The sequence below is a fragment of the Wenjunlia vitaminophila DSM 41686 genome (genome assembly GCF_000380165.1).
In the GTDB taxonomy this organism is placed as follows: domain Bacteria; phylum Actinomycetota; class Actinomycetes; order Streptomycetales; family Streptomycetaceae; genus Wenjunlia; species Wenjunlia vitaminophila.
Genome location: NZ_KB904709.1, coordinates 1 through 18,741, shown reverse-complemented (window position 1 = coordinate 18,741; position 18,741 = coordinate 1). Strand labels below are relative to the sequence as shown.

Genomic DNA, 18,741 nt, shown 5'->3' with positions numbered 1-18,741 from the left:
CCGTGCTGCGGCTGTCCGTGCTGCGGCTGTCCGTACTGGGGCTGCCCGTGCTGGGGCTGGGGCGCCGGTTGGGGCGCCACCTGCCGCTGCGGACGACGGCGCAGCGGGTCCTCGCTCGGGTCCAGGGGCTGGAGCTGGGTCTGTTCGTTGCGGTGCCGGGCGGCCCGCATCTGGGACTGCCACGGGTGCGGGCCCTGCGCCTGCGGCGGCGTGCCGTCGTCACCGGGCACCGGCGGCATGGCCCGGGTGGGGTCGGCGTCGGGACCGCCGTGCGGCAGCACCCGGGTCGGGTCGGCGTCGGGGCGGCCCTGGGGGAGGACCCGGGTGGGGTCGGCGTCGGGCCCCTGCCGTTGCCCGGCGGGCAGCACCCGGGTGGGCTCGGCGTCCGGGCCGGGCGCGCCGCCGGGCACCGGGGTGGGCCGCGGGTCGGGGACGAGCAGCGCCGCCACGCCCAGCGCCGCCTCGGCGGCGGCGGGGGTGGCGTGCACCCCGACGCCGTCCGCGACCACCCGCAGGGCGCGGGCCAGGCTGACCGCGCTCGGGCGCTCGTCCGGGTCCTTGCGCAGACAGTGCTCGATGACCGTCCACAGCGGCTCGGGGACGGTGCTCGGCCGGCGCGGCTCCGCGCTGAGGTGCTGGTGGAGCACGGCGATGGCGCTGTCGCCCTGGAACGGCGGGCGGCCGGTGACCAGCTCGTAGAGCATGATCCCGGCACCGTAGATGTCCACCGCCGAGGTCTGTGGGCGCCCCTCGGCGGACTCCGGGGCGACGTAGGCCGGGGTGCCGACGAACTCGCTGGTCCTGGTGATGCCCGGGGAGTCGGCGAGCCGGGCGATACCGAAGTCGGTGAGCAGCGGGTGCATCCGCTGGCCGTTGCCGGTCCCGTCGGTGACCAGCAGCACGTTCGCCGGTTTCAGGTCCCGGTGCACCACGTTGTCGGCGTGGCTGGCGGCGAGCGCGTCCGCGATCTGGGCGGTCAGCAGGGCCGCGGCGACCGGGGTGAACGGGCCGTTGTCCCGCAGGTGGCGGTGGAGGTCGGGCCCGTCCACCAGGTCCATGACCAGGGCCAGCAGATCGCCCTCCACGACCAGGTCGCGGACCCGGACGATGTTCGGGTGGGTGAGCCGCAGCAGCACCGACCGTTCGCGCAGGAAGCGCATCACGATGTCCGGGTCGGCGGCCAGCTCCTCGCGCAGCACCTTGATCGCGACGGTCTCACCGGTCCGCGCGTCCGCCCCCTGCCCGCTGCCGGCGCCCTGGCCGTCCTCGCGCACCCGGCCCCGCCAGACCGTGCCGGTGGCCCCGCGACCCAGCGGCTCCTCTAGGAGGTACTTGCTCCCTACCGGCCGCACGTCATGCGCTCCCTGGTCCAGTGGTCCCTGCCGCGTCGTGTCAACGCCGCCTCGACCGCCCACTGTAACGGCGGTCGCAGCGGTGTGGTGCGGGGTAGGACGCCCTCCCGCACCCGGGTGGTTGCCCCGGTGCGGAGACGCAAACCGGCCAGTACGCGATCAAGTCCGCACTTGTTCACATCATGGTCCGGCCCGGTACGCGGGTCAGTGCGCGATGTTGTCGATCAGCTCGCGGGCACCCTGGCGGAGCAGGGCCACCGCCACCGAGGTGCCCAACGTCGCCGGGTCGAGCGGCCCGGCCCACTCGTGCGCGTTGAGCACCGTCTTGCCGTCCGGCGTGAAGACGCAGGCCCGCAGGGAGAGGTCGCCGCCGGGCCCGGTCCTGGCGAACCCGGCGATCGGCGAGTTGCAGTGGCCCTGGAGGACGTGCAGCAGCATCCGCTCCGCGGTCGCCTCCCGGAACGCCGCCGGGTCCCCGAGCCCGCTGACCGCGTCGATGGTCGCCGTGTCGTCCTCGCGGCACTGCAGGGTGAGGATGCCGGCGCCGATCGGCGGGCACATCGTCTCCACCGGGAGCACCTCGCTGATCACGTCGGTGCGGCCGATCCGCTCGAGCCCCGACACCGCGAGCAGCAGCGCGTCGGCCTCCCCCGCCGCCAGCTTCTCCAGACGACGGTTGGCGTTGCCCCGCATGGGCACGCACTCCAGGTGCGGGTGCGACGCGCCGAGCTGCGCGATCCGCCGCACCGACGAGGTGCCGATCCGGGTCCCTTGGGGCAGCTCGTCCAGGGCCAGCCCACCGGGGTGCACCAGGGCGTCGCGGATGTCGTCCCGTTTCAGGAACGCCGCGAAGGTGGTCCCGGCCGGCAGCGGACGGTCCGCCGGCACGTCCTTCACGCAGTGCACGGCGAGGTCGGCCTCGCCCGCGAGCAGCGCCGCGTCCACCTCCTTGGTGAACGCGCCCTTCCCACCCAGCTTCGCCAGGTCGCCCATCCAGCGGTCCCCGGAGGTGGTGACCGGCACCACCTCGGTACGCATGCCCGGGTGCAGCACGGACAGCTCCTGGCGGACCCGTTCCACCTGGGCGAGGGCCATCGGCGAGGACCGAGAGACAATGCGGATCAGCTCGGGCACAGACATGCAGAACACGATAGGCCGTCACCCGTCGCGGGCCCTACTCGCCTCCAGGCAGAGCCATCCGGCGCTCCAGCGCGGTCTGGGTCCGGCCGCGGCGGCCCGTGGACGGCCACCGTTCGCGGCCACCGGTGGGCGGTCACCCGCGGCCTGGCGAGGGAAGATCGTTTCAACCGGAGACCGGGCGCGCGGTCGCCGCGGTGGATGGGAGGATGCTATGCCATCACCAGCACAGCAACCGGAAAGCGGGGTGGGACAGGTGGTCCTGACCACGCCGCGTCGATCCGCCGGCGCACGGTGGGGGCGGCTGCCCCGTCGGGCGCGCTGGAGAGAAGGGACCGCTGGTCGCGTATGCAGATCCGGCTGACCGTCCTCGGGCCGCGCAGTGGCCAGTCCTGTGACGTGCTCGTCACCGCACCCACCGGAACCGCGCTCAGCGCGGTCGCCGGGGCGATCGCCGCCAGCGCGGGGACCGGGCAGCCCGCGCGGTCGGGAGCGGCCGTCGCCCTGTACGCGGGCACCGAGCGGCTGCCCGCCAACGCGGTGCTCGGGCACCCGCCGCTGGTGGACGGGGCGGTGGTGGCGCTCCAGGCGCCGCTGGGCGAGCCCGCGACGCAGCCGTCGGAGCACACGCCGCGGTTGAAGGTGGTGGGCGGCCCGGACGCGGGTGGGGTGCACCTGCTGCACGGCGGCCAGGCCCGCGTCGGCCGGTCCGCGGAGGCCGACGTGCCGCTGGACGACCCCGACGTGTCCCGCCTGCACACCGTGGTCACCGTGGACGGGGACCGGATGACGGTGGCCGACCTGGGGTCCACCAACGGCACCGCCCTGGACGGCCTGTTGGTGGGGCAGCGTCCGGTGCCACTGCACCCCGGTGAGCTGCTGCGGGTCGGGGCGTCCACGCTGGAACTCCAGCTCCCGCGCCAGGTCGGCGACGACGCCGGCTCCCCGCCACCGACCGGGCGGACGGCGGTGCCGGACGGCGAAGGACACCTCCAGGTGGCGGCGGTCGCGACGCCCTCCCCGCCGTCGGCCGAGGTGCAGCCGGCGCCCACCCCCCATTCCGGGTCCCGGGCGATGGCCCTGGCCAGACGACTGACCTCGGGGCGTTCCGCGCAGGCCAGGGAGCTTCAGCGGCTGGCGGAGCAGGCCAGGGCGCTGCGCGTGCGGTACCCCGATCCCGCGGAGGTGCTGTTGGCCGCGCTCGGCCCCGGGCCCCGGCTGTGGGGGCGCGGTGCGGAGCACCCCGACGCGCTGACCGTGCGGCTCGGCCTCGCCGACGAACCGGTGCCCGCGGTACCGGTGACCGTGGACCTGCGGGACGCCGGCGTGCTCGGTCTGGCCGGGGCGGCGCCACAGGCCCGGGCGGTGGCCCGCGCACTGGTCGCGCAGGTGGCCGCGTCGCACGGTCCCAGCGCCCTGGAACTGGTCCTGCTGACCAGCGGGGAGGACCTCGCCGACGAGTGGGCCTGGCTGCGCTGGCTCCCCCAGTGCCGGCCGGCCCAGGGGCAGGACTGCCGACTCCTGCTCGGGCTCGACCCCGAGCAACAGCAGCGCCGCGTGGCCGAACTGACGGCCAGGGTCGGGGGAACCGCCCCGCGCCGGCCCACCGTGGTGGTGGTCGACGAGTCGTCCGGCCGGCCGGTGCGCGGCGAGTTGACCCGGTTGTACGAACGGGGCGCCGCGGCGGGCGTGTTCGTCGTGCAGGTGACCGCGGAACCGGAGCGCCTCTCCCCCACCTGTGGGGCGCGGGCGGTGCTGACCGGCGAGGTCGCGGCCCACCTGGACGTGACGCTGCCGGACGGCACGGTGGTGCCCGAGGTGGTCGCTGACGGTGTGTCCACGACCTGGGCCGAGCGGTTCGCCCGGGCGTTGGCACCGCTGCGGGAGGCCGAGGGGCCCAGGCCGCGCAGCGCCCTCCCGGACAGCGCACGGCTGCTGGACGCCCTGGACCTGGCGTTGGCCACACCGGCGAAGATCTCCGCACGCTGGGCCGAACTGCCGACCACCGGAGGAGCGGCGACCGCGGTGCTCGGCACCGCCGCCGACGGGCGGTGCGCCGTGGACCTCGCCCAGGACGGACCGCACCTCCTGGTGGGCGGTGCCCCGGGGGCCGGCAAGACCGAGTTGCTGCGCTCGGTGGCCGCGTCGCTCGCGGCCGCGGACCGGCCCGACCGGCTCGCGCTGGTGCTCATCGACGGCTCCGGCGACGGCCTGTGGATCTGCACCGACCTGCCCCACGTGTGCACCTACCTGGGGTCCACCGACCCGGTCCGGATGCGGGAGCTCGCCCAGGCGCTCACCGCAGAGCTGAACCGCCGTGAGCAGGTGCTCGGCGGGAGGGACTTCGCCGCCTGGCAGGCCGAACGGCTCCTCGCGCGGAGCCGCGACGGCGCCCCCGCGGGAGGAGCGGACGGCACCGGCGGACCAGCCAGGACGGCCGGCCCCCGCCGTCCACGCCCCGACCCGGCACCCGCCGCGGCCCGGGAGGAGCCGGCCCTGCCCCGTCTCGTGGTGGTGGTTGACGACTTCGACGCCCTGGTGGCACCCGCCCTGGGCAGCCCGGGACGGCAGTCCACCGGCTCCGTCGTCCGGGCGTTGGACGCGGTCGCCCGCCGGGGCGCCCGGCTGGGCGTCCACCTGGTGGCGGCCACCGGCCGGCCCGAGCGGACCTCGGGCGGCGAGGTGGACGAGCAGGCCGGGCTGCGGATAGCGCTGCGCACCGACGACCCGGCGTCGTCCCGGCTGCTGGTGCACGTGGAGGACGCCGCCGGGGTGGACGAGTCGGTACCGGGCCGGGGTTACCTGCGCCGCCCGGACGGCTCGGTGACCCCGTTCCAGACGGGTCGGGTCAGCGGGCGGATACCGAGGACCGCCACCCTGCGCCCCACCGTGGTGCCGCTGGACTGGCTGCGGATGGGGGACCCGCCGACCCGCCGCCCGGTCCGCGAGCTGGGCAACGGCCCCACGGACCTGGCCCTGTTGGCCAGCGCCCTGCAGCGGGCGGCGGAGTCGGCGGACGCCCTGGTCCCCTCGCCCCTGGTGTGACGTCGGGCCGCGACCGACCTGGCGCCAGTGCGCACCCCCGGCGTTCGCCACCCTCCGTGACCTCGGCCGCCCCGGGGGACCCCCCGCCGGTGCGCCCCGCGCTCTCCGTTCCGCGGCGCGACGCCCCCCAGGGAACGCCACCTTCGCTCACCAAACGGTGACTTCTGCTGGCGAATCACTCCCTGCCCGGGAGTCCGCCGGCCCCCCTCCGACCCGGCCCTCCCGGACGCCACGGAAGGCCAACTCCCGCACTAAAGAAGCAAGAAGAGGTCACCAGTCACGCGGCGCAGTAGTCATCCTCCACTGATTCCCGAGGGTCCATCACATCCTGATCACGATCAACTATCGGCCTTGGTGAACGGCCTTGCGGGGCGTCCACTCCGGGCGTAGGACTGTCGCACCAATGCCCTGGGACGGACACGGACAGTGATCCACGTCCGGTCGCCGGGGAGGGACTCGAGCGGGACGAAGCGGGGACGTGCCGCACGGAGCGGGGGTCTCCGCGCGGAGGGATGGACAACCATGCAAGCAGCGCGCAGGACACGGAGGGCCGCGGCGGTCGCCGCCGCCGTCACCCTGGCCCTGACAGCCGCGGGTTGCGGTAGCGACGACGACAGCGGGGAGGCCAAGAAGGAGAAGGCCCCCGCCAAGGAGAACTCCGTGTCGCTGCCGAACCTCAAGGGGCAGAAACTCACCCTGGCCGCGATCTGGACCGGGCCGGAGCAGAAGCGCTTCACCAAGGTGCTCGACGAGTTCGAGAAGCGCACCGGAGCCGAGGTGACCTTCCAGCCGACCGGCGACAACGTCGCCACCTTCCTCGGCAGCAAGGTCGAGGGCGGCCAGCCACCGGACGTGGCGATGCTGCCCCAGGTCGGCGTGTTGCACGAGTTCGCCAAGAAGGGCTGGGTCAAGCCCGCAGGACCCGAGACCGTCGCCCAGTTGGAGAAGAACTTCACCAAGGGCTGGAAGGACCTCGGCGCCTACGAGGGCAAGCAGTACGGGGTCTACTACAAGGTCGCCAACAAGTCGCTGGTCTGGTACAACACCTCGATCTTCGCCGACGCCGGCGTCTCGGAGCCGAAGACCTGGGACGAGTTCAAGACCACCGTGCAGACGGTCTCCGACTACGGCGTGGAGCCGCTGTCCGTCGGCGGGGCGGACGGCTGGGTCCTCACCGACTGGTTCGAGAACATCTACCTGAGCCAGGCGGGGCCGGAGAAGTACGACCAGTTGGCCGCCCACAAGATCAAGTGGACCGACCCCTCGGTCACCACGGCGCTGAACACGCTCGCCGAGGTCCTCGGCAAGCAGGAGTACCTCGCCGGGGGCGTCAAGAAGACCCTCCAGACCGAGTTCCCCGCCTCGATCACCCAGACCTTCGCCAAGGAGCCCAAGGCCGGCATGGTCTACGAGGGTGACTTCGTGGCCAACTTCATCGAGAAGGAGACCAAGGCCAAGGTCGGCACGGACGCCAAGGTCTTCCCGTTCCCCGCGGTGGGCGGCGAGGCCCCGGTGGTCAGCGCCGGTGACGTCGCGGTGGTGATGAAGGAAAGTGAGGGCGCACAAGCCCTGTTGACGTTCCTGGCCTCCACCGACGGGGCCGAGATCTGGGCCAAGCAGGGCGGCTACACCTCGCCGAACAAGGAGCTCGACCTCAACTCCTACCCCGACGAGATCTCCAAGAAGATCGCCAAGGCGCTGATCGACGCGGGTGACGACTTCCGGTTCGACATGTCCGACCAGGCCCCGGGTGCCTTCGGCGGCACCAAGGGCCGGGGCGAGTGGAAGCGGCTCCAGGACTTCCTGAAGAACCCCAAGGACGTCAAGAACATCCAGGCCCAGCTCGAGGCCGACGCCGCCAAGGCGTACAAGAACGCCGGCTGAGGTCCACGATGGCCACCACGACCGCGCCGGGCACCGCCGCGCCGGCGGCCGGACCCCCGGCGCGGAAGAGGAAGACCGTACTGGGTGCCCCACTGTGGGTGGGGCTGCTGTTCCTGCTCCCCGCACTGGTCCTGCTGGGCGCGCTGGTGGTGTACCCGATCGGCTACACCGTCTGGCGCAGCCTGTTCGGCGCCAACGGGTCGGACTTCGTCTGGTTCGACAACTACACGGAGATCTTCACCGGGTCGGACACCCAGACGGCGTTGAAGAACAACGCGGTCTGGGTGGTCCTGGCGCCCACCGTGACCACCGCACTGGGCCTGATGTTCGCGGTGCTCACCGAGCGCATCCGCTGGGCCACCGCGTTCAAGCTGGTCATCTTCATGCCGATGGCCATCTCGATGCTCGCCGCCGGGATCATCTTCCGGCTGGTCTACGAGGCGGACCCGGAGCGCGGGGTCGCCAACGCGGTGGTGGTCGGCGTGCACGACACCTTCTCCGAGTCATCGGCGTACCCGAAGGCCAAGCCCCGGCCGAAGGGGGACCTCGCGGCGCAGAAGGGCGGTGGGTTCACCACCAAGGCCACCCATGACGCGGGGAGCCCGGTGGCGCTGCCGCTCGTCGGGATCAAGCCCGACGAGCTGTCCGACGCGCAGGACGCCAAGAAGCCCTCCTCCGCCGGGGGCGAGGGCCTGGTCGGCACCGTCTGGCTGGACTTCGCCAAGGGCGGCGGCGGCAAGCCCGGCGAGGTGGACCCCGGGGAGAAGGCGTTGAAGGGGGTGAAGGTCGAGGCGGTCAAGGACGGCGAGGTCGTCGCGTCCGCCAGGACCGCCAGCGACGGCACCTTCACCCTGGACGCCGAGGGGCCCGTGCAGCTCCGGCTGCCGGCGTCGAACTTCACCACGCCGTACAACGGGGTGGACTGGCTCGGGCCCTCGCTGATCACTCCTGCGATCATCGGCTCCTACGTCTGGATGTGGTCCGGCTTCGCGATGGTGCTGATCGCGGCCGGCCTCGCCTCGGTCCCCCGGGAACTGCTCGAGGCGGCCCGGGTGGACGGCGCCAGCGAGTGGAAGGTGTTCACCCGGATCACGGTGCCGCTGCTGGCCCCGGTCCTGGCCGTGGTCCTGGTCACGTTGATGATCAACGTGCTGAAGGTCTTCGACCTCATCTGGATCATCGCCCCCGGGTCGTCCATGGACGACGCCAACGTCCTCGCGCTGGAGCTGTACCTGTCGTCGTTCGGCGGCGGGAGCAACCAGGGGGTGGGCAGCGCCATCGGAGTCCTGCTGCTCCTGCTCGTGCTGCCGGTGATGTACCTCAACGTCCGCAGGATGCGCCGGGAGGCACGCCGATGAGCACGATCGACGCCACAACGGCGGTCAAGAAGGCGACCCCCGTGGGGCAGCGGCGGGAGCCGGGCCTCGCCTCCCGGATCGTCGCCCGCACCAGCAGCGGCGTGGTCCAGGTGGTCCTGCTGGTCGTGGCCCTGTTCTGGCTGATGCCCACCGTGGGACTGCTGGTCGCGTCGCTGCGCACCACGACCGACGCGAACGCCTCGGGCTGGTGGGAGGCGCTCACCGAGCCGGCCCAGCTCACCTGGAGCAACTACGACGAGCTGCTGTCGAACGAGGCCATCACGGACTCGTTGTGGAACACGGCCCTGATCACGGTGCCCACCACCCTGCTGGTGGTGGTGGTCGCCGCGCTGGCCGCCTACGCCTTCGCGTGGGTGGAGTTCCCCGGTCGGGACTGGGTGTTCCTGTTGGTGGTGGGGCTGCTGGTGGTGCCCATCCAGGTCGGCCTGGTCCCGGTCTCCAGGCTCTTCGGGGACCTTGGGATCTTCGGCAGCATCACCGGGGTGGTGTTGTTCCACACCGCGTTCGGCCTGCCGTTCGCCATCTTCCTGCTGCGGAACTTCTTCGCGGAGATCCCCCGCGAGCTGCTGGAGGCCGCCCGTCTCGACGGGGCGGGCGAACTGCGGCTGTTCGCCACGGTCGTTCTGCCGCTCGGCGGCCCGGCCGTCGCGTCGCTGGGCATCTTCCAGTTCCTGTGGGTGTGGAACGACATGCTGGTGGCCCTGGTCTTCGCGGACAGCGAGTCCAAGCCGATCACGGTGGCGCTCCAGGACCAGGTGCGGCAGTTCAGCTCCAACACCGACGTCCTGGCGCCGGGCGCGTTCCTCTCAATGATCATCCCGCTGCTGGTGTTCTTCGCCTTCCAGCGGCAGTTCGTCTCCGGCGTGATGGCCGGGGCGGTCAAGTAGCCTCCCCTTCCACGTCGGACAGCCGTAGGGGCCCGCCGCGGACGCGGCGGGCCCCTGTGCCTCCACGGCTCCTCAGCGGCCCTTCCCCGGCCCCGGAGGACCCCGGCGCGGCGGCACGAGCATCTACGGCCCGTTATCCATTGGCCACTGTCAGACCCTGCTGTCAGGATGCCTCCATGTCCGAACTCGACGCGCTCCCGCAGGACGTGGCCGCTCTGCTCCGCCTCGAAGCCGCTGGCCGGCCCCCGAAGTACCTGTTCTTCTACGGTCACGAGGCGTCGGTGGACGGCGGTGTCGGCCCCGGCTGCCTGAGCCAGTGGTGGCCCGGTGACTTCACCGTTGACGGCGTCACCTACGCCACCGCCGAGCACTACATGATGGCCGGCAAGGCCCGTCTCTTCGGCGACGAGCGCTCCGTGGAGCGCATCCTGGCCGCCCCGCACCCGGGCGCCGCCAAGAAGCTGGGCCGTCAGGTCTCCCCGTTCGACGAACAGACCTGGGTCGCCCACCGCTCGGAGATCGTCGTCCGGGGGAACACCGCCAAGTTCAGCCAGGACCCCGCCCTGCGCGACTACCTCCTCGGCACCGGCAACCGCGTCCTGGTCGAAGCCAGCCCCCGGGACCGCGTGTGGGGCATAGGCCTGTCCGCCACGGACGAACGCGCCGCCACCCCGTCCCAGTGGCGCGGCCTGAACCTCCTCGGCTTCGCCCTGATGCGGGCCCGTGCGGCCCTGGCCGACGCCGGCTGACCGGCACCCGGTCCCCCTCGGGTCCCAGCTCCCCTCGGGGCTCAGCTCCTCTTGGGGCTCAGCCCTCCTTGGGGCTCGGCGCCCCGGCGGGGACCGTGCCCCTGACGGCCGGAGCCGCCCCGGCGTCCGGGGTGCCCGACGACCTCCGCTGCGGCGCCAGGAAGAAGAACATCGTGGGCACCAGGTACAGCAGCCACACCGCGACCTGCAACACCGTCGGGTCGGGCTGGAAGTTGAACGCGCCCTTCAGCAGCGTCCCGTACCAGCTGTCCGGCGGGATCGCCCCGCTGATGTCGAAGGCCTTGTTCTCGAGGCCCGCCAGGACATCGGCCTCCTGCAGGTCGTGCACGCCGTAGGCGAGCACGCCGGCGGCCACGACGACGAGCATGCCGCCCGTCCAGGTGAAGAACTTCGCCAAGTTGATCTTCAGGGCGCCGCGGTAGAACAGGTAGCCGAGCACGACCGCCGTGGCGAGGCCCAGCAGCACACCGGCGAGCGGGGTGGACGTGCCCTCGCCGCTGGCCCGCACCGACGCCCACACGAACAGCGCGGTCTCCAGACCTTCCCGCCCCACGGCGAGCAGCGCCGTGGCGACCAGGGCACCCGTGCCCATCTGCAGCGCGGCGTCCAACTTGCCGTGGAGTTCGCGCCTCAGGTGCCGCGCCGTGCGCCGCATCCAGAAGACCATCCACGTCACCAGGCCCACCGCGAGGATGGACAGCGAACCGCCGAGCATCTCCTTGGCCTCGAAGGTCAGGTCCCGGGACCCGAACTCGAGCAGCCCGCCGAAGGCCAGCGAGATCGCACAGGCGATGCCCACACCGATCCACACCGGGAGCAGGGCGTCCCGGCGGCCCGTCTTGACCAGGTAGGCGACGAGGATGCAGACGACCAGGCTGGCCTCGAGGCCCTCGCGCAGGCCGATCAGATAGTTGGCGAACATGCCGCTCCTCCCACCGCGTGCGTCACGAGAACAGCTCCCGTCCCCACCAGTCACGCTCGTCCCGGAGCCCGGGAGGGATCGCGAAGACAGCCGAGCCCACGTGCTGGATGTACTCGTTGAGGGCGTCCTGGCGCGCCAGTCTCCGCTGCACCGGGATGAACGCGTCCCGCACGTCGCGCTGGTACGCGAGGAAGAACAACCCCGCGTCCAGCCGGCCGAGCCCGTCGGTGCCGTCGGTGAAGGAGTAGCCGCGGCGCAGCATCCGGGCCCCACCGTTGGAGTCGGGGTGCGCGAGACGGACGTGCGCCGTCGGCAGCATCGCCTGCAGGAACGGCGCGTCGTGCTCCTTGGCCTTGCCCACCGGCGCGCCCTCGCCCTTGTCCCGGCCGAAGACGTCCTCCTGCTCCTGCAGGGAGGTGCGGTCCCAGGTCTCGATGTGCATCCGGATGCGCCGGGCCACCAGGTAGGAGCCCCCCACCATCCAGTCGGGCCCGTCGCTCGAGGGCACCCACACGTGCTTGGTGAGGGCCGCGTCATCGGTGCCCGCGATGTTGTGGGTGCCGTCCTTGAAGCCGAAGAGGTTGCGTGGGGTCTGGGCCTCCGGCGTCGTCGAGGAGGTCTTGCCGAAGCCGAGCTGCGACCAGCGGACCGACACCTTCCCGAAGCCGATCCTGGCCAGGTTGCGGATCGCGTGCACGGCGACCTGGGGATCGTCCGCGCACGCCTGGACGCACAGGTCGCCCCCGCTGCGCGCCGGGTCGAGGTTGTCGCCCGGGAACTTGGGCAGGTCCACCAGCGCCTCGGGCCTGCGCCGCTCCAGGCCGAAGCGGCCCTCGGCGAAGAGGGAGGGGCCGAAGCCGAGGGTCAGCGTCAGGCGGGACGGCTTGAGGCCGATCGCCTCGCCGGTGTCGTCGGGCGGCGCCTCCGCGAGGCCGCCGAAGGCGCCGCCGCCCACCGGCCGGCCCTGGGTCATCAGCGCGGCGGCGGCCGACCACTCCCGCAGGAGCCGGGCCAGCGCCGCCCGGTCCCGGGTGGTCACGTCGAACGCGGCGAAGTGCAGGCGGTCCTGGACCGCGGTGGCGATACCCGCCTGGTGCGCACCGTGGAAGGGCACGGCCTCACCCGCGGCCCCGGCCGCGGGCTCCGTTCCGTCGCCGGCGAGGGCCGCGGCGGTCCCGCCGGCCGTCGCGGCGCCCAGGGCGAGTCCCACACCGCCCCAGGCGATCACGGAGCGCCGCGACGCCGGCCGGGGCTCTCCGGCCGGGGCCGCCTCGTCAACCCCCGCAGAGCTGTTCTCAGTCACGACCGATGCTTCCTCACTGCTGTGTCGGGCCCCGGCCCTACTTGGCCACGGCTGCGGCCAGCTTGGACAACGGCTCCGCCAGCGCGTTCACGCCGTCGGACAGCTCCTTGCGCTCGTCCTTGCCCACCTTGTCGTAGGAGGTGAACACATAGGTGTTCTTGTTCGCCCGGTACGTGTCAAGAAGCGTGTTGAGCGCCGCGAACTGGGTGTCCAGCTCCTTGACCAGGTCGGGGTCGTTCTTCGAAGCGACGGGCTTGAGCAGCTCGTACGACTTCTGCGCGCCCTCGACGTTGGCCTTGAAGTCGACCAGGTCGGTGTGGCTGTAACGCTCCTCCTCACCGGTGACCTTGCCCGTGGCGACCTCGTCCAGCAGCTCCTTGGCGCCGTTGGCCATGGACGTGGGGGTGATCACGGCGGTGCCGACCCGCTTCTGCCAGTCGGTCAGGTCCTTGATGAGCTGCTCGGCGAGCTCCTTGTCCCGTGCCGTGATCTTCTTGTCGTGCCACAGCGACTTCTCCAGTCGGTGCCAGCCCGTCCAGTCCGTCTCCGGGTCCTGACCGTCCTCGAGGCCGTCCTCCCGGACGTCCACCTTCGGGTCGATGTCCCCGAAGGACTCCGCGACCGGCTCGGTGCGCTCCCAGCCGAGCCGGGAGTCGGCGTACGCCTTCTTCGCCGCCTCGATGTCGCCCGCCCTGACGGCGTCGGCGAAGACCTTCGCCTTGGGCAGGGTCCCGTCGGCCTGCTGCTGCACATAGGTCCGGTAGTCGGCCACCGCGGCGTCGAGCTGCGGGTCGCGCTTGACCGCCTTCCCGCCCGTGGCCCTGACCTTCTGGCGGTGGCCGTCGCCCTTCATCCCGGGCTTGCAGACGATCTCGTAGTCGCCCGCCTTGATCTCCGCCGTGATGCTCGCCTTGGTGCCGGGACCGATGTTCTCGCGCTCGGTGACGATCCGGCCGTCGGGGAACAGCACGTACACCTCGGTGACCTTGGCGCCCTTGTTCTCCACGGCGAGCTGGAGGTGCCCGGAGGGGAACTCCTTCTTCGACACCTCGCACGAGGTGTCGGTGGCCGTCACCCGGACCGCGTCCTCGCTCTCGGCATCGGCCTTCTCGGCACAGCCACTGACAGTGGCCATGGCGATCACCACTGCCCCGGCGGCGGCGGCAGAGAGACGGACGGGACGCATGCGGACTCCAGACGGCGACGAGGAAACCAACTCCACGAGTAAGGCGGACCTAAATTAGCCTAGCCTTACTCATCTCGGGAAGTGGGGGTCACGTCCCGCCCGCACGGTTGTGCGGTTCGACGGGTCGGGTCCGCGTCCCCCGGAAGGGCCCCGACGCGCTCCGCGGCGCTGCGGGCCCCTGCGCCCCTCGCGCACCCCACCCCGTTAGGCTGCGGGAACCGCCGGCCGTTCCACCGAGGGAGTAGGCGCGTGACCGAGCCGTTCCACGCCGACTTCGGGCTGACCGCCGAGGACTACGGGCGCCACCGGGCGGGTTTCCCGCCGGAGCTGGTGGAGCGGCTGAACGGCCGCGGCATCGGACTCCCCGGACAGGACGTGGTTGACCTCGGCACCGGGACCGGGACCCTCGCCCGCCTCCTCGCGCGGGCCGGCGCCCGGGTGACCGGTGTCGATCCGGCCGCACCCATGCTGGAACAGGCGCGGGAACTGGACCGGGCCAGCGGGGTGGAGATCGACTACCGGGTGGGGAGGGCCGAGGACACCGGGCTGCCGGGGGCCTCCTTCGACGTGGTGTCGGCCGGCCAGTGCTGGCACTGGTTCGACGCCCCGCGGGCTGCTGCCGAGGTGCGGCGGCTGCTGCGGCCCGGCGGTCGGGTGGTGATCGCCCACTTCGACTGGCTGCCCCTGCCCGGCAACTTGGCCGAGGCCACGGAACGCCTGGTGCTCGAGCACAACCCCGCGTGGAGCTTCGGCGGGGGCACGGGGCTCCACCCCCGGTGGCTGACCGACCTGGCCGTCGCCGGCTTCCACGGCATCGAGACGTTCTCCTTCGACGTGGCCGTGCGGTACCGGCCCGAGGACTGGGTGGGCCGCATCCGGGCCAGCGCCGGGGTGGGCGCGAGCCTGCCCCCCGACCAGGTGGAGCGGTTCTCCGCCGACCTGACCCGGGTGCTGCACCGGGACTTCCCCGGAGACGTCCTCGTCGTCCCCCACCGGGTGTGGGCCGTGCACGCCGACGGGGGCACCACGGCCTGACGGACCCGGCGCGCGAGGGTTCGACTCCCCGCACGGTGTGCCATATCATATGATTTGTCCGAATTGCTCGGTCAGTCACGGTCGCTCACCCCGGGAGGCGCCTTGCCTCGCTTCAGCGTCGTCGTCCCCGCCTACAAGGTGCAGGGATACCTGCGGGCCTGTCTGGACTCGGTGCTCACCCAGTCGCACACCGACCTCGAGGTGATCGCGGTGGATGACTGCTCCCCCGACGGCTGCGGCCGGATCATGGACGAGTTCGCCGCACGGGACAGCCGGGTCACCGCCGTGCACCTGGAACGGAACGTGGGCCTCGGACCGGCGAGGAACGCCGGGATGGACCGGGCCTGCGGGGACTACCTGCTGTTCCTCGACGGGGACGACACCTATGCGCCGGGTGCCCTGGAGGCGCTGGCCCAGCGGCTGGACCAGACCGGTGACCCGGACGTGCTGCTGTTCGACTACGCCAGGACCTGGTGGTGGGGGAAGGTCCAGCGCAACCGCATGGCGCCCCTGCTCCAGCAGTCGGACCCCGAGGTGTTCACCGCCCGGGAGCGGCCGGAGCTCCTGGACCTGCTGATGGTGGTGTGGAACAAGGCGTACCGGGCGGACTTCGTGGCCCGCCACGGTTTCAGCTTCCCGCCCGGCTACTACGAGGACACCCCCTGGACGTTCCCGGTGATGCTCTCCGCCGAGCGGATCGCCTGTCTGGACCGGGTCTGCGTCCACTACCGCCAGCGCCGCCAGGGCAACATACTGCGCACGCCGAGCCGGCGGCACTTCGACGTCTTCGACCAGTACGACCGGGTGTTCGCGTTCCTGGGCTCCCGTCCCCAGCTCGCCGTCTGGCACCCGTTCCTCTACCGGAAGATGACCGAGCACGTCCTGGACGTGCTCGCCAAGCCGCAGCGGGTGCCCCAGGAGTCCCGCAGGGAGTTCTTCCACCAGGCGACCTCCCGGTACCGGCTCCACCGGCCCCCGGGTCACCGGTTCCCGGTCGGCGTCACCGGACTGAAGCAGTACCTGGTGCTCCAGGGTGCCTACCCGGCGTTCGAGGCGTTGAAGGCGACCAACAAGGGGCACAGGGCACTGCGCCGACGCTCCCGCAAGCTGGCCCGACGGCTCGACCGGCGCGGAACGCGCGTCTACTACCGGGCCCAGCTCCGCCGCCCGATCGACGAGAACCTCGCGCTGTACTCCGCCTACTGGGGCAAGGGCTACGTCTGCAACCCGGCCGCCGTGCACGCCTGCGCACAGCGGCTCGCCCCCCAGGTGCGGGGCGTCCTGGTGGTGTCGGGCAAGCAGGTGGGCACGGTGCCGCCGGGGGTGGAGCACGTGGTCGCGGGGACCCGGCAGTACTGGCGGATGCTGGCGCGGGCCAAGTACACGTTCAACAACGTCAACTTCGACAACCAGGTGGTCAAGCGGCCCGGGACGGTGCACGTCCAGACCCAGCACGGAACGCCGCTCAAGCACATGGGCATCGACCAGATCGGCTACCCGGCGGCGGCCCGGCGCACCAACTTCGGGCGGATGCTGACGCGCTCGGACCGCTGGGACTACTGCCTGTCCTCCAACCGGCACTCCAGCGAGATCTGGGAACAGGCCTATCCCTGCGGGTTCGAGATCCTGGAGTACGGCTACCCCCGCAACGACGTGTTCTACACCGCGCGGGCCGAGGACGTGCTGGGCATCCGCGACGCCCTGGGCATCGCCCCCGGCCGCACCGCCGTGCTGTACGCACCGACCCACCGTGACTACAGCCGGGACTTCACCCCGCGGATCGACATAGCCGGGCTCTGCTCGGCGCTCGGCCCGGACTTCCTGGTGCTGCTGCGCGCCCACCACTCCTACGCCGAGTCACCCGAGGTGCGGCGCCTGGGCGAACTGGGCTGTCTGCTGGACGTCTCCGCACACCGCTCCGTCGAGGAGCTGTGCCTGGCCGCGGACGCGCTGCTCACCGACTACTCGTCGATCATGTTCGACTACGCCAACCTGGACCGGCCCATCGTGGTGCACGCCGACGACTGGGAGACCTACCGCGCCACCCGCGGGGTCTACTTCGACCTGCTGGCCGCCCCACCCGGGCCGGTGACCACCACCGACGCCGAGCTGGTGGAGGTGTTCCGCTCAGGTGCCTGGCGGGACCGGCGCTCGGCCGAGCTGAGGGCGGCCTTCCGGGAGCGCTTCTGCGAGTTCGACGACGGACACGCCGCCGAGCGGGTCGTCCTGAAGACGCTGTGCCAGCAGGACGACGTCCCGCCCGTGATGCCGTTGGAGGACCGCACCCCGGCGCCGTCCCCCACCGAGGCGCTGCGCCTCGCGGCAGCCGCCCGGGGCCCGCTCGCCGGCGCGGACGACACCCGGCCCGCCGGGTCGGGAGGCCCGCAGGCACCGGCCGGGGCCGCTGACGGTTCGGCCGACTGAACCCGCCGGTCAGCCGACGTCCGGGGGGTCGGTCGGCCGGGCGGGGTTGACGGGACCGGGCCCCGCCGGCCCGCCCGACCCGCCGGACCCCGGGGTGGACGGGGGGCGGCCGGCGGTGGGGGGCTCCGCGGGACCGCCGAGGTCGGTGGGGGAACCGACGTTCGGACTCCCGCCGATGTCCGCGGCGGTGCCGAGGTCGGGGACGGGGCCCGAGCCGGGAACCGCACCGCGCTCGGGCGTGCTCGCCGCCGAGGGGGCGTCCGGCCCCACGGTGTCGCCGGCCGGCTGCCCGGCGCGCCGGGGTTCCGGGGCCTTGCCGGTGTCGGAGGTCAGGATGCGCCGCGCCACCAGGAAGGTGAGCGGGACCACCGCGAAGCCGCTGACGAAGGGGGCCAGCGCCTCGGAGAGCCCGAGCCAGGAGACGCACACGAACAGGGCCACCGTCGCGCCCACCAGGTTCACCACGCCGGAGAGCGGATACAGCAGGAACTTCCGCCAGGTGGGGCGGGTCCGGCAGGTGATCCAGGAGTTCAGCAGGAAGGAACCGGTCATGCTGACCGCGTAGGCCATGCCGTGCGCCAGCAGGTACGGCAGCACCAGGTTGCAGGTGAGGTAGGTGGCGTAGTACGTGCCGGTGTTGACCACGCCCACCAGGGCGAAGGTCACGAACTGGCGGAAGTCGCGAAAGCCGATCTGGATTCTCACCTACGCCGCCGATCCGGGCCGTTCCCCGCCCGTCTGGTCCAGCGCCGCGGCGTCAGGGGCCCCGAGGTCCGGCCCCGCCGGCTCCCGGGCTCCTGGCCCCCGCGCGTCCTGGAGGCCGTCGGTGAGCCCGGGCGGGCCACCGGCGACCACCGCCCCGTCCACGACCTTCGCCCCGCCCCCGGGCACCGGCCGGCCCGCGGAACCGGCGGCGATGTCCTCGTTGGTCTCCCGGACCACGTAGTGGGGGCGGCGTTTGCTCTCCCGGTAGATCCTGCCCACGTACTCACCGACCACCCCGAGGGTCATGAGCTGGATTCCCCCGAATCCGACCACCACGGTGATCAGGGTGGCGTATCCGGGCGTGTCGACGCCTTTCCGCAACACGCCGCAGAGAATCCAGACGGCATATCCGAACGCTGCGACAGCAAGCGACACGCCGAGGTGGATGGCGAGTCGCAGCGGTCGGCTGTTGAACGAGATCAGGCCGTCCACCCCGTAGTTCAGCAGCCGCCGCCCGCCCCATTTCGAACGGCCTGCGGCGCGCTCGTTGTTGGTGTAGTCGAAGCAGACCGTGTCGAATCCGATCCACGAGAAGATGCCCTTGGAGAAACGATTACTCTCAGGCAGGGCGAGGATGGCGTCCACCGCCTTGCGGGACAACAGCCGGAAGTCCCCTGCACCGTCCATCAGCTCGACGTCCACATAGCGGCTC

13 protein-coding genes and 1 pseudogene are annotated in these 18,741 nt (G+C 72.3%); 7 read left to right on the top strand and 7 right to left on the bottom strand.

Annotation, left to right across the window (positions count from 1 at the left end; translation table 11 throughout):
* On the bottom strand, positions 1–1,352 hold a 1,352-nt coding region (locus A3IG_RS0123680), incomplete at its 3' end, for a serine/threonine-protein kinase (protein WP_018386084.1).
* Between the two features lie 204 nt (positions 1,353–1,556).
* On the bottom strand, positions 1,557–2,492 hold the full coding sequence (gene hemC / locus A3IG_RS0123675) for a hydroxymethylbilane synthase (protein WP_026220596.1): 936 nt from the start codon (positions 2,490–2,492) through the stop codon (positions 1,557–1,559).
* A gap of 345 nt (positions 2,493–2,837) precedes the next feature.
* Between hemC and A3IG_RS0123670 the strand changes: the two genes are divergently transcribed.
* The 5 genes from A3IG_RS0123670 to A3IG_RS0123650 all read left to right on the top strand — a co-directional run bounded on the left by A3IG_RS0123670 (position 2,838) and on the right by A3IG_RS0123650 (position 10,433).
* Complete coding sequence (locus tag A3IG_RS0123670; RefSeq protein ID WP_018386082.1) at positions 2,838–5,534, top strand: FtsK/SpoIIIE domain-containing protein; 2,697 nt, start codon at positions 2,838–2,840, stop codon at positions 5,532–5,534.
* Between the two features lie 522 nt (positions 5,535–6,056).
* A complete protein-coding gene (locus A3IG_RS0123665) occupies positions 6,057–7,418 on the top strand; it encodes an ABC transporter substrate-binding protein (protein ID WP_018386081.1) in 1,362 nt (453 codons plus the stop codon).
* Between the two features lie 8 nt (positions 7,419–7,426).
* Positions 7,427–8,776, top strand: a complete 1,350-nt coding sequence (locus tag A3IG_RS0123660; RefSeq protein WP_018386080.1) for a carbohydrate ABC transporter permease — start codon at positions 7,427–7,429, stop codon at positions 8,774–8,776.
* The gene (locus A3IG_RS0123655) at positions 8,773–9,684 is read left to right on the top strand and encodes a carbohydrate ABC transporter permease (protein ID WP_018386079.1); all 912 of its coding nucleotides are present in this window, start codon (positions 8,773–8,775) and stop codon (positions 9,682–9,684) included. The genes A3IG_RS0123660 and A3IG_RS0123655 overlap by 4 nt, the downstream gene beginning before the upstream one ends.
* 176 nt (positions 9,685–9,860) lie before the next feature.
* Positions 9,861–10,433: an NADAR family protein gene (locus A3IG_RS0123650; RefSeq protein WP_018386078.1), complete on the top strand. Its 573-nt coding sequence runs from the start codon at positions 9,861–9,863 to the stop codon at positions 10,431–10,433.
* A 58-nt stretch (positions 10,434–10,491) separates the two neighbouring features.
* Here A3IG_RS0123650 and efeU read toward each other — a convergent pair whose 3' ends face one another.
* The 3 genes from efeU to efeO are packed head-to-tail and all read right to left on the bottom strand — an operon-like array spanning position 10,492 to position 13,865.
* The gene (efeU, locus tag A3IG_RS0123645; protein ID WP_018386077.1) at positions 10,492–11,376 is read right to left on the bottom strand and encodes an iron uptake transporter permease EfeU; all 885 of its coding nucleotides are present in this window, start codon (positions 11,374–11,376) and stop codon (positions 10,492–10,494) included.
* Positions 11,377–11,398: 22 nt separating this feature from the next.
* On the bottom strand, positions 11,399–12,679 hold the full coding sequence (gene efeB, locus A3IG_RS0123640) for an iron uptake transporter deferrochelatase/peroxidase subunit (protein ID WP_018386076.1): 1,281 nt from the start codon (positions 12,677–12,679) through the stop codon (positions 11,399–11,401).
* 37 nt (positions 12,680–12,716) lie between these two features.
* The gene (efeO, locus tag A3IG_RS0123635) at positions 12,717–13,865 is read right to left on the bottom strand and encodes an iron uptake system protein EfeO (RefSeq protein WP_018386075.1); all 1,149 of its coding nucleotides are present in this window, start codon (positions 13,863–13,865) and stop codon (positions 12,717–12,719) included.
* A 249-nt stretch (positions 13,866–14,114) separates the two neighbouring features.
* Between efeO and A3IG_RS0123630 the strand changes: the two genes are divergently transcribed.
* Positions 14,115–14,900: a class I SAM-dependent methyltransferase gene (locus tag A3IG_RS0123630; RefSeq protein ID WP_018386074.1), complete on the top strand. Its 786-nt coding sequence runs from the start codon at positions 14,115–14,117 to the stop codon at positions 14,898–14,900.
* 102 nt (positions 14,901–15,002) lie between these two features.
* Positions 15,003–17,324 (top strand): bifunctional glycosyltransferase/CDP-glycerol:glycerophosphate glycerophosphotransferase, encoded by a 2,322-nt coding sequence (locus A3IG_RS0123625; RefSeq protein ID WP_018386073.1) that lies wholly within the window; start codon positions 15,003–15,005, stop codon positions 17,322–17,324.
* 9 nt (positions 17,325–17,333) lie between these two features.
* Here the strand turns inward: A3IG_RS0123625 and A3IG_RS33420 are convergent, their stop codons facing one another.
* A complete protein-coding gene (locus A3IG_RS33420; protein ID WP_018386072.1) occupies positions 17,334–18,029 on the bottom strand; it encodes a GtrA family protein in 696 nt (231 codons plus the stop codon).
* Positions 18,030–18,741 (bottom strand): annotated as a pseudogene (locus A3IG_RS31045) (glycosyltransferase); the annotation flags it as partial.